The organism is Bradyrhizobium jicamae, assembly GCF_018130695.1.
Classification (GTDB): Bacteria; Pseudomonadota; Alphaproteobacteria; order Rhizobiales; family Xanthobacteraceae; genus Bradyrhizobium; species Bradyrhizobium jicamae_B.
Window position 1 is genome coordinate 203,088 of record NZ_JAFCJX010000014.1, and the last position, 10,227, is coordinate 213,314.

The 10,227-nt window shown below is 62.4% G+C and carries 13 protein-coding genes; 9 read left to right on the forward strand and 4 right to left on the reverse strand.

What is annotated here, in order from left to right:
* The first annotated feature begins 36 nt into the window (after positions 1 to 36).
* The 3 genes from JQ604_RS21905 (at position 37) to JQ604_RS21915 (ending at position 2,656) form a co-directional block, all read left to right on the forward strand.
* A complete protein-coding gene (locus JQ604_RS21905; protein WP_212361452.1) occupies positions 37 to 1,056 on the forward strand; it encodes a GlxA family transcriptional regulator in 1,020 nt (339 codons plus the stop codon).
* A gap of 132 nt (positions 1,057 to 1,188) precedes the next feature.
* The gene (locus JQ604_RS21910; RefSeq protein ID WP_212361455.1) at positions 1,189 to 2,322 is read left to right on the forward strand and encodes an alpha-hydroxy acid oxidase; all 1,134 of its coding nucleotides are present in this window, start codon (positions 1,189 to 1,191) and stop codon (positions 2,320 to 2,322) included.
* Positions 2,323 to 2,452: 130 nt separating this feature from the next.
* A complete protein-coding gene (locus JQ604_RS21915) occupies positions 2,453 to 2,656 on the forward strand; it encodes a hypothetical protein (protein ID WP_212361458.1) in 204 nt (67 codons plus the stop codon).
* Between the two features lie 11 nt (positions 2,657 to 2,667).
* Here the strand turns inward: JQ604_RS21915 and JQ604_RS21920 are convergent, their stop codons facing one another.
* Positions 2,668 to 2,853, reverse strand: coding sequence for a hypothetical protein (locus JQ604_RS21920; RefSeq protein WP_212361461.1), 186 nt, complete (start codon positions 2,851 to 2,853; stop codon positions 2,668 to 2,670).
* 237 nt (positions 2,854 to 3,090) lie between these two features.
* Between JQ604_RS21920 and JQ604_RS21925 the strand changes: the two genes are divergently transcribed.
* Entirely contained in the window at positions 3,091 to 3,444 is a 354-nt protein-coding gene (locus JQ604_RS21925) for a phasin (protein WP_212361464.1), read from the forward strand.
* Here the strand turns inward: JQ604_RS21925 and JQ604_RS21930 are convergent.
* The gene (locus JQ604_RS21930; protein WP_212361467.1) at positions 3,441 to 3,701 is read right to left on the reverse strand and encodes a hypothetical protein; all 261 of its coding nucleotides are present in this window, start codon (positions 3,699 to 3,701) and stop codon (positions 3,441 to 3,443) included. The two genes, JQ604_RS21925 and JQ604_RS21930, sit on opposite strands and share 4 nt — an antisense overlap.
* A 267-nt stretch (positions 3,702 to 3,968) precedes the next feature.
* Here JQ604_RS21930 and JQ604_RS21935 point away from each other — a divergent pair, with 267 nt between their 5' ends.
* Positions 3,969 to 4,250, forward strand: coding sequence for a hypothetical protein (locus JQ604_RS21935; RefSeq protein ID WP_212361470.1), 282 nt, complete (start codon positions 3,969 to 3,971; stop codon positions 4,248 to 4,250).
* A 6-nt stretch (positions 4,251 to 4,256) separates the two neighbouring features.
* Here JQ604_RS21935 and JQ604_RS21940 read toward each other — a convergent pair whose 3' ends face one another.
* Positions 4,257 to 5,045, reverse strand: a complete 789-nt coding sequence (locus JQ604_RS21940; RefSeq protein WP_212361474.1) for a putative nucleotide-diphospho-sugar transferase — start codon at positions 5,043 to 5,045, stop codon at positions 4,257 to 4,259.
* Between the two features lie 111 nt (positions 5,046 to 5,156).
* On the opposite strand from JQ604_RS21940, the gene JQ604_RS21945 reads away from it, so the two are divergent.
* Entirely contained in the window at positions 5,157 to 6,110 is a 954-nt protein-coding gene (locus tag JQ604_RS21945; protein ID WP_212361477.1) for a hypothetical protein, read from the forward strand.
* 78 nt (positions 6,111 to 6,188) lie between these two features.
* Here the strand turns inward: JQ604_RS21945 and JQ604_RS21950 are convergent, their stop codons facing one another.
* Complete coding sequence (locus JQ604_RS21950) at positions 6,189 to 6,374, reverse strand: hypothetical protein (RefSeq protein ID WP_212361480.1); 186 nt, start codon at positions 6,372 to 6,374, stop codon at positions 6,189 to 6,191.
* 1,883 nt (positions 6,375 to 8,257) lie between these two features.
* On the opposite strand from JQ604_RS21950, the gene JQ604_RS21955 reads away from it, so the two are divergent.
* The 3 genes from JQ604_RS21955 to JQ604_RS21965 are packed head-to-tail and all read left to right on the forward strand — an operon-like array spanning position 8,258 to position 10,049.
* Positions 8,258 to 8,722 carry a hypothetical protein gene (locus JQ604_RS21955; protein ID WP_212361483.1) on the forward strand — a complete coding sequence of 155 codons (465 nt, stop codon included), beginning with the start codon at positions 8,258 to 8,260 and terminating at the stop codon, positions 8,720 to 8,722.
* A gap of 11 nt (positions 8,723 to 8,733) precedes the next feature.
* A complete protein-coding gene (locus JQ604_RS21960) occupies positions 8,734 to 8,913 on the forward strand; it encodes a hypothetical protein (RefSeq protein WP_212361486.1) in 180 nt (59 codons plus the stop codon).
* A complete protein-coding gene (locus tag JQ604_RS21965) occupies positions 8,910 to 10,049 on the forward strand; it encodes a hypothetical protein (protein ID WP_212361489.1) in 1,140 nt (379 codons plus the stop codon). The genes JQ604_RS21960 and JQ604_RS21965 overlap by 4 nt, the downstream gene beginning before the upstream one ends.
* The last annotated feature ends 178 nt before the right edge of the window (positions 10,050 to 10,227 follow it).

The window sequence follows — 10,227 nt, forward strand, 5'->3', positions numbered from 1 at the left end:
CTATACAGGGCGGCCTCTGATGGCCTAAAGGACAATATGCCCTCGAAAACTGCCAAGCCGTCCCGGTTGAAGCCGGCAGAGAAGGCGCCTGCGCGGCGGATCGCGATCGTCGCGTTTCCGGGCGTGACCCTGCTCGACATCTCCGGGCCGGCGCAGGTGTTCGCCGAGCTGGAAGCGATCGAACTGCCGGGGCCGGGTTACGCGCTATCCTATCTGTCGGCTGCCGGCGGGCTGGTGACGACGGATGTCGGCATGATGGTCGATACCGCCTCGATCGACGGCGTGCGACCCGACGAGGTCGATACGCTGGTGATCCCGGGAGGTCCGGGTATCTGGGAGATGCGCAACGACGCCAGGCTGATGAAGTGGATCACGCAGGCGTTGCCGAAGGCGCGCCGCGTGGCCTCCGTCTGCCTCGGCGCCTTCGCGCTGGCCTGGACCGGCGTGCTGGATGGCAAGCGTGCTGCAACGCACTGGCGCTATTGCCCGCGCCTGCAGGACAGTTTTCCGAACATCCGGGTCGAGCCCAATGCGATCTTTGTGAAGGATGGCCGGGTCTGGTCGTCGGCGGGTGTCAGTGCCGGGATCGACCTGGCGCTCGCCATGATCGAGGAGGACTTTGGGCACACCATCGCGCTCGATGTCGCGCGGCGGCTGGTCGTGTTTCTGAAGCGGCCGGGTGGCCAAAGCCAGTTTTCGACGGTGCTTGCCGCGCAGGCCTCCGACGTCGAGGGGCGCTTCAGCGCGCTGCACGCCTGGATCATCGAGAATATCGCAAGCGACCTGAAGGTGGAGACACTGGCTGAAAAAGCCGGGATGACGCCGCGGACCTTTGCCCGCACCTATGTCAGCCGCACCGGGATGACGCCGGCGAGTGGCGTCGAGGCGTTGCGTGTCGAGACTGCGCGCCTCTTGCTCGAAAGCCGCCAGATCGGCGGTGTGGTCGAGGTGGCCAAGCGCGCCGGCTTCGGCGACGATGAGCGGATGCGGCGCGCCTTCCTGCGCCATCTCGGCGTCTCGCCCACGGAGTATCGAAGCCGCTTTTCGGGGCGATAGGATTCCCGCAGCACGGTTCGTCCGTCGATCCATCCCGTCAGCGAATGGCTGGCGGTCGCGCTATCCGCTCAAAGCGGTAGCCTTTTCGGTTTTCCTGCGGCTAATGTGCCGCCGAACCGGGAGAGAAACACCATGAATGACGGGACCCCAACGCGGGCGGAACGCAACGTCGAGCTCGGCGCGAGCGGCGAAGAATACCAGAACCTGCACGAGTTTATCCGCAAGGCGCGCGCCAAGCTGAACCAGAACGCCTGGGACTATATCGTCGGTGCGGCGGAGACCGAGACCACGATGCGCCGCAACCGGATGGCGCTGGACGAGATCGCGTTCCGGCCGCGCGTGCTGCGTAACGTGGCCGAGGTGGATCCTTCCGCGAACGTGTTCGGTCGCAAGCTGCGGCTGCCGGTGATGATCGCACCGGTCGGTGCGCTCGAGATCTTCGATCCCGATTCCGGAGCGGCCGTTGCGCGCGGGGCCGGGACGTTCGGTGCGGCGCACATGCTGAGCTCGGTGTCCGAGCCCGGATTGGAGGCCGTCGCCAAGGCTGCGCCGGATGCGCTGCGCATCTACCAGCTCTACGTGCGCGGCGACGACGCTTTCGTCGAGGACGTGGTCAGCCGGACCATCTCGAACGGCTATGCCGCGTTCTGCATGACCGTCGATACCGCCCACTACAGCCGGCGCGAACGCGACATCGCCAAGCGTTATGTGCGCGAAAGCCGCATCCGCGCCACCGGCGGTGACTTCCAGAAGGGCCTGGAATGGCGGACGGTGAAGCTGATCAAGGACAAGTTCAAGATACCGCTGATCCTCAAGGGCATCGCCACCGCGGAGGATGCCAAGATCGCGGTCGACCATGGAGTCGACTGGATCTACGTGTCCAACCATGGCGGCCGCCAGCTCGATCACGGGCGCGGTTCAATGCATGTGCTGCCCGAGATCGTGCAGGCCGTCGCGGGGCGGGCCAAGATCATGGTCGACGGCTCGATCTGCCGCGGCACCGACATCGTCAAGGCGATCGTATCGGGTGCCGATCTGGTCGGCATCGGCCGCATGCAGTGCTGGGCGCTGGCGGCGGCGGGCGAGGCGGGCATCGTGCGTATGCTCGAATTGCTCGAGGATGAGGTGATGCGCTGCCTCGGGCTGCTCGGCGTGACCAGCTTTGCCGAATTGGACAAGTCCTATTTGCACCCGGCCATGCCGACCAACCTGCCGAGCGTGTTCAGCGCGTTTCCGCTGGTCGACATCGAGCCCTATCGCTACTGACGGCCCGATCGTCATCCGCGATCGCGCTTCCTCGGGATCGCGGTCGCGGTCTTCGCATTATTTCGCGGCGCCCATAAAGGCGCCGCCGCGAAGACAAAGTCTGATCGAATTGCCGCAATAGTCGATGCGAATGGCAGACGATCGATTCGCTGAATTTTCCTTGGAGAGAGCCATCGGTCTTCGCTGGACGCTGCGGGACATTCAGGCGCGCCGCCTCAAGATGTCGCCGCCCAGCGATGAGGATTTGGGTGTCCTGGCGGAACTCGGCCTGGTCGAGCTGCGCGATGACGGACCCGTCGTCACGCCGCAAGGCGCTGCTGTCTTGAGCAGGTAGGCGAGGGCCAGCTAGCGGGCCTTCAAAAAACTTTCGCCGGAGTCGCAGGGCGTGCAGCGGTAGGTCAGGATGTCATAGACTTGGTCGCGCGGCTCGATCAGGGCGAGCCGCATCTGCGCACCGCACTTCATGCACGGCATTTCGATACTGGTCTGAAAGCGCGTGCAGGTCGGCGTCGGCCGTAACGTATGCAGCATCGAATCCCCATGTGCCCATCGCAGACGCAACGCCACCGGTGTCCGAATCACCCCGCCGCAATGTTGACACGGTTGGAATCGCAGCGGTAGTGGGGTGCGGTCGACTGAAATAGGAACAAAATCCTTGCCAGAGGCCGTGGACGGGACGTTGATTTCTGCGACGAACATCGGCGCGACCGGCGCTGACGCCGTGGCAATCTATGCTAACGTCGGCCGCGTACGTTTCAGGGAGCGACCATGATCGAACCGAAACTTGAAGTGCCCGCCGAGTTGCGTGATCTCGCGGAGAAAACCATCGATCAGGCCGAGAAGGCCTTTGCCATGTTCTTCGACGCGGCCGGCAAGTCGATGACGGCCATGCCGGGCGCCGGAACGGATATTTCGAAGCAGGCGCTGACGTTCACCGAGCAGAACATGAAAGCGGCGTTCGAACACGCCCGCAAGCTCGTTCACGCCACCAATCTGCAGGAGGCGATGCAGATCCAGTCGGATTTCCTGCGCAGCCAGTTCACCACGGCCGGCGAGCATATGCGACAGATCACCGGCAATGTGATGTCCGCAGCGAAGGATGCGACCAAGGGCAAGTTCTAGCGCCGGCGCGCGACCGCTACGCCGAGCAGGAAGGCGACGAACAGGCTCGCCAGCGGCGCTTCGCGGGTGACCGCGCTGACGGTCGCAAGAACGCCGCCCGGCCGGCGCGAGGCGGCGATGGCCTCGCTCAGGCGATCGACGGCGGCCCGAAGCCCATCCGAAACGTCCGAGATCGTGCGCGACACATCGGCTGCCGTGTCGATCGCGCGCTCGCCGAGGCTTGGCTGCAAGGGTGATTCCGGGGTTTCATAACTCATGAGGCGTGCCGCGGCTTGAGCGGGGAACGAAGGCGGCCGTCACCTTTGGCTATCCGCGCGTGCGCGTGTTTTGAACAGCGGGCCCGAAGACCTTTGGCTATCCGCGACAGGCGCCGTTATGAACGGCGGGTGACGGCCACATTCGGGAAATGCGCCGGCAAGAGAATTGTTCCCGTCCTTTCGTCGACTCTTTCGCGCGCCGGAACTGGAAACTTCGGCGCCGGGCGCGACTTGTCGTAACAACGATCATTGCCAAGGGTGGATTCCATGACCGACAGCTCGATCGGGCATCGCAATCGACACGGCGGTACGCCGCTCATCGTCGCTGCTGCCGTTGCCGTGTTCGGCGTGCTGGGCATGCTGATCGTGGATCACGGTCCCTGGAACAAGCCGAAGGCGCAGAACCCCGTCGTCGCCAACTATTCGACGACAGGCGAAGCCGCGCGCGCCGCCGGTGCAAAGGTCACACCCACGGACCCGAAGCCGGAGGTTGAGCCTGAGCCTCCGGGACCGAAGCCGGTCCATCCCGCAAATCCGCCTCCGCAATAGGCGCGCTCACCTCGCGTCGAGCAGCCACGTTCCGGTCTGCCGCATCAGATCGCGCTTGCTCTCGAGCCCGACGGTCCAATTGGCGTGAAACACGAAGGGCTCCAGCCTGCCCTGGAGCGAGGTGGCTGGCTTCGGCTGATCGAGCAGGCTGCGATAGCCGATGCCGTTGACGAACAATCCTTCCGACAACAGATGAACCGACTGCAGCATCATCGGATCGCGCGCGATCATCTCCGTCAGAGTCTGCTGCTCGTCGACCGGAGCTGCATTCGGCGGACGCTTGTCGTAGTCGCGCAGCATTCGTTCGAGCAGTTGCAGCGTGGTCCGCGACGACTTCGCCGACAGGAAGCCCCAGCACAGCACGGGAGGAAAGCGCCGCACTGCTTCGGTCTGGAAGGCGAGCGGAAAGACCTTGCCGATCGCGTCGAGATACCACAAGGGATCGGCGAGCCAGCCGACGTCGAGATCGGCATAGACGACGTGGCGGTACTGGCCGAGCAGCCAGTGAATGAAGCGGACCTTTTCCCAGTTGATCGCGACAAACGGCGCCGTCCCATAGTCCACATACTGATCCGGCATGGTGCGAGGCCCGCCTGCGCTGAACTCGGCGAAGGAGTGCCGGATCGTGCGCGCCTTGAGAATGAGGGGATCGACCGTGGCGGCGGCATTGTCGGGCCGCGCGACATGAACGATGCGGGGATCGATGCCGGCGCGGGCCAATCCCAGCAATGAATTCTCCAGAAAATCCTCGACGCCCCTGGTGGCGACCAGCGCGACAATAACGTGCTCTTTCATCCCGATACCGCATCAGGCGGCGGCCCGGCTGTCCAGTCCCCACGGGCTTGCACTTTGTTCCAATCTCCGTGCAAATCGGCCGCCCCATCCAATCCCCTTGCATAGGCGTTGATGATCCAGGAATCCAGCCAAACCGAGCCGCCTCGCCCCGATCGTATCGTACGCTGCTTCTGGCACGGGCGGTTCTCGCCCTACGAGGCGCTATGCCTGTCGAGCTTCGTGGCGGCCGGCATCACGGTCGAGGTATTTTCCGATGGACCGGTCGAGGGGCTGCCCGCAGGCGCGGTGTTGCGCGACGCACGCGAGATCCTCGACCGCGACGTCGCCTTCTACAGGCACGAATTCGATGGACCGAGCCCGTCGCTGCACTCCAACCATTTCCGCTATGCGCTGCTGGAGCAACTCGGCGGCTGGTGGATCGACACCGATGTGTTGCTGCTGGCGTCGGCGTTGCCGGCACAAGAGGCTTTCATCGCGCGGCAATCCGATCATGAACTGAACGGTGCGGTGATGCGCTTCCCGCCGGCGCATCCGCTGATCGCCGCCGCGCGCCGACAGACCGAGGACAAGCTCGAGGGCGCCACATGGGGCGACGTCGGACCGAAGTTGCTGACGGCACTGCAGCCGATCCATGCGCCGGCGATGCCGATCGCACCGCGTGAGAGCAGCTATGGGATCGGGCCCGACGAGTTTCAAAAGTTCTTGCTGCCGGAGGCGCGCGAGGAGGTCGAGGCGCGCACGGCAGATGCCACCTTCGTGCATCTATGGAACGAGATGTGGCGACGGGCCGGCATTCCGAAGACGATCGCACCGCCGCGAGGGAGCTGGCTTGATGTGATGTTCGAGCGTTCGCATCCCGCGGTGACGTGGGCGGACCGGCTCGATCCCGGGCATGTCGTGCGATGGGCTGCGCTGAGGCGCGACCGCGATCACGCCGGATACTACAACCTCGTCCATGATCGGGAGCTCAAGCGTCTCCAGGCAGAACTCGATGAGCAACGCCGGCGATCGCGGGGTGTATCCCGGTTCATCCGCGGGCTCATGAGGCGGCTTCGCAAAAGCTAGAGGGCGACAAGACGATTTGACACGTCGGGCAAATCAGCGAGACAATACCATGATCACCCCAATCTGACGTGGAGCGGATCAGCGCACGCTGACGAACATGCCCCATGCTCCGGCAAGCCCGGCGAAGACCAGCACCATGAACGGATTGTCGCAGAAGGTGCTGCCATAGGAACAGACCGTCGCGCCGAACGATCCGAGTTCATGATGACCGGCTGCGTAGAACAAGCCCGACAGGGCCGCGAGCACGGCAGCAACGAGGTACATCGATAGCCTCCCGCTTCGATCAAGGGCGAGCAATGCTCGCGCGTTTCGTCGCGATGTCGGTGCTGGTGTCCGCAATCTTCGACGCGTCGGGCAAATCAGCGGCACGCGACATCATCGCCATGGATCATACGATCGTTTGATCGAAAGCCGGCAGCGCAATTTCCGGATCGCGCCAAATTTCGACAAAGTCGGTTTCACTTTGTCGAAGCCGGTGTGTCGCATTTTAGGGATTTTGTTCGTCACGCGGAGAGTTCAACGTGGCACATCTCCGCGGGGAGGTGTCATGATGCTGAAAAGTCGAAGGATTTTCGTTCTGATCGCGTTTTCAGAAATAGCTGTTGACCCGTCGGGCAAATCAGCGCTATAACATCATCATCGCGAAATTCATCAAGCCCGCAGCGGAGCCATCCGCAGCGGGCTTTTGTTTGCCTTTCACCGATTGGACGGCGGCCGCCTCCACGATGCCGCACCTCCGCCCGGGCGTCGAGGCGTGCCGTCGTCCGAACCATGTCGATCCATCATCCTTTGGCCGGTACGCGCGAACGTGCCGGTCCCGTGGCGCGGGTGAAAGCCCGGCGCCGCACGCGGCTCCGGCATCAGGGATAAGGTTCGCGCCCCAAAGATCGCATCGTCGGCGATCTGCCGCACATTTATTCGCGCAGCATGAGGCTGCCATTGGCACATCAACAGAGACCGGCGAGGCCTCGATGACCGCGTATCTGATATCGCTCGCGCTCGGCAGTATGGCCGCGTCCGACCGATCGGGCCGATGCTCAAGGTCGCGGCGAGTTCGGAGGCCATCTGTGCAATTGCCATTCTCCGTTCACGCGAACAACTTCGGCGGGCCACGTAACAAGCTCCGGATCTGACCCGACGCGCCAGTCGACCTTGACCAATAGACGATCGTCGCTGTCCCAGCCCACATACTCCCAAGTCTCATAGTTCGCAGGTCTATAGTGGAAGGCCGGTTCGGTCGAATCTCCGTTCGCCGGCACGATGTCGATGCCGTTGTTTCCATCGCTGGCCATCGGTCCAGAAGACGGACGCGAGCCATTTCCTGTCTGGCGAGTAGCGCGGTGGTGCGACGATCCGTTCCTCCCTTCCGTCTTGCTGTCGGACCAGCAGCCATTCGTCACTTTCGTAATACATCACGTGCACAAGCAGTAACCCATGTTCGGGGAAATAGTCATAGAGCATGTAGCTCTTGCAGCTCTCGTAGGACGCTCCAGCGCATGCTGCCTTGGTCTGATTATCTTTGTAGAGTTTCATTGCGCCGTTAGCCAATTTAAGACGAAGTTCGCCGCCTCGACGAGCCGTCAATGACTTGGTCTTCGCAATGCAGGCCTTTTCGGATGCGCGCGAGTAGGGATCGCTCGCGTAGCTTCCGGTTTTCGCCTTTTCGTCGAGAACGATCGCGGGATGCTGACATTCGCCGTCCTGCGGATACGGCTCAACACAACTGAAACCGGGTGGAACATGTTGCGTTCGCGGAGGTTTCCGCGAAGGCGAGACGTCCTCCTGTCGACAAGATCAGAGCGCCAAAGAGAATTGCTGAAATCGTCGTCGGCGAAACCAACGCGCGAATGGCTAAAGCCGATATCAACTTGCCGTCTCCATCGATGATACATTGATAACGGATACGCTCTGGTATGCTGCCTCATCAATGGCCGGTCGCAGGGGAGAGCTGGACCGCAGCCAACGTCTCGTTTGACGATGTTCCGATTTTGTTCTAAATCAATCATAGATGGTCGCGCAATTCGTGCGCTCTTCTGCCGCGAGCGGTGTTGAGTGCGGTGGCTCGCGTGCAATCGCGTGTTTTCCGCAACTGTGCGCGGAGCGACGCCTAGCAGAGGCAAGCGATCTTCGTCGCGGAGAATCCTGGGATGTCGAGAAAACCCCACCTTCCCATCCTGAACGTTCTCTCGCTGCTTGCACTTGCTTTCATGATCTCCGGGTGTTCAGCATTTTGGTCCGGCCCCTGGCCGCGCGTGACCGTGAATACAGAAGGTTTGGGTGTAAGCCCGCTTGCGAATGCCATTAGCCGTCAGACCGGGACGGGTGTCGACGACTTGAAGAAGGCCGTCGCACAGTTCGTCGTGGAGCAGACGTCGGCCAAAGGCATCTCCCACAACGATGCAGAAGCCCTCGGCATGCAATGCGCCCCGGCACGCAGTAAGGAATGTACTTATTCGGGCGCGTTCTGGATTCGAGACGACCAGCGCTACATCCGGCAGGATTCTCCCTATTACGGCAAGAGAACTATCACACACATAGATGTGCGCTTCTCTTACGCGAGGCCGCATGATGTTGTCGTGCAAGCAAATGAGTCTCTTGTTCCCGATGAATGAGTAGGTGAAGTATGGCAGAAGGCCAATATCGAATCGTCAAGGTGGAGCTTCCTCTTGTCGCTGGATTCGCCGGTCACAATTTTCTTGTGCTGATTGATCCGAATGGGACAGTTGTCGGCGAACTTCATGGTCTGGCGACAGATGCGATGGGAAATTCGAAGCTATCGGAAATTTGCGGTCTGACAGGTTGAAGGGTTACGATAACAGGCATTACTACCAACCCGATTTTGCTCAGGCAGAGGTGGCTTCCGGCGATCAGGCCGGGATCATGAATTTGTGGAATGCCGCCAGAGCTGCCCGCGCCAAAATGGACGCGCGGGATATCCAATATCCCTGGATGGGACTTGGGCAGAACAGCAACTCGTTTTTGAGTACGTTGATCGCGGCCATGGGCTTGACTGAGCCGCCGCTGCCCGGCGGCGCGCCCGTGAAGCCAGGCGCACGAAGCATGTTGCTGGACCCGAAGGACATTGAGGATATCCAGCGTCAGTTCAATATCGGTGCGCCACGGTCTGAGGATACGCCGAACACCGGTTCGCAGCTGGACAATGTCCGTCTACCGAGCCCGCTCGATTCGACGAGACGGCCACCCGGCCCTGTTGGCACGCCAGGCGGCAGAACAGCTTCACCATCGGCCCGCGATCCGCGTTCTCCTCTCGCAGTCCCTGGTACAAGCGGTCCGACGTCGATCGGCGGGCCGAATGGTCCAGCGCCATTGGTGCCTCCTGCGCGCTCGCCGAGCCTTCCGAGTCCCGCGCCAACTGCTGATCCGGGTCTGCCGCAGTTGCGCGTCGCTCCCGAGGAACTCCGGAATTTCAGTCCGCTCGCGTTGCCGAAACTGTCTCGCTCCGATGCTCTCGGCGGGTCAGGCATCGCGTCGGCCGTATCCGGGCCGAAAGCGCTGGCTCCGATAACCCCATCGTTCGGTGCACCAGGCGTGTCGCCGGAAGCGACGTCGCCTGCCGTGCCGGGGGCCGGCCCGATCGGTGTTGGCAACGGGAGCGGCGACTTGATGACTGACGTTGCACTGGCACCGTCCTCGAATCCTGCGCAGGCGCCGGTTCGCATGCTCGTCCGGCTTCCGAGCAGCCCCTCGACTGATCCAAGCGGGTCGCGGGAGGCCGGCGTGGCGCCGGCGGTCAGCCATCGTGCGCGATCGTTTCCACCTGTGCGGTTTCCACTCGAGGCGCTGCTTGCGCCCGACCGCAATCGGGCCCTGGATGAATGGGCCTCGTTCCCGCGGCGGGGCGATCCATCCAAGCGCGATCGGCAGAAGGTCGGCGGATTGCTTGGCATGATCGCGGACTACATGCGCCCCAACGGCTAGACTAATTAGCCTTGCTTGGCGATCGAGCGAGGTTCGGTCCGTTCTGATCGTATTTTCCGAAATGCCGCTTGACCCGTCGGGCAAATCAGCGCTATAACATCATCATCGCGAAATCCATCAAGCCCGCAGCGGAGCCATCCGCCGCGGGCTTTTTGTTTGCAGTTTACCCGATCGGACG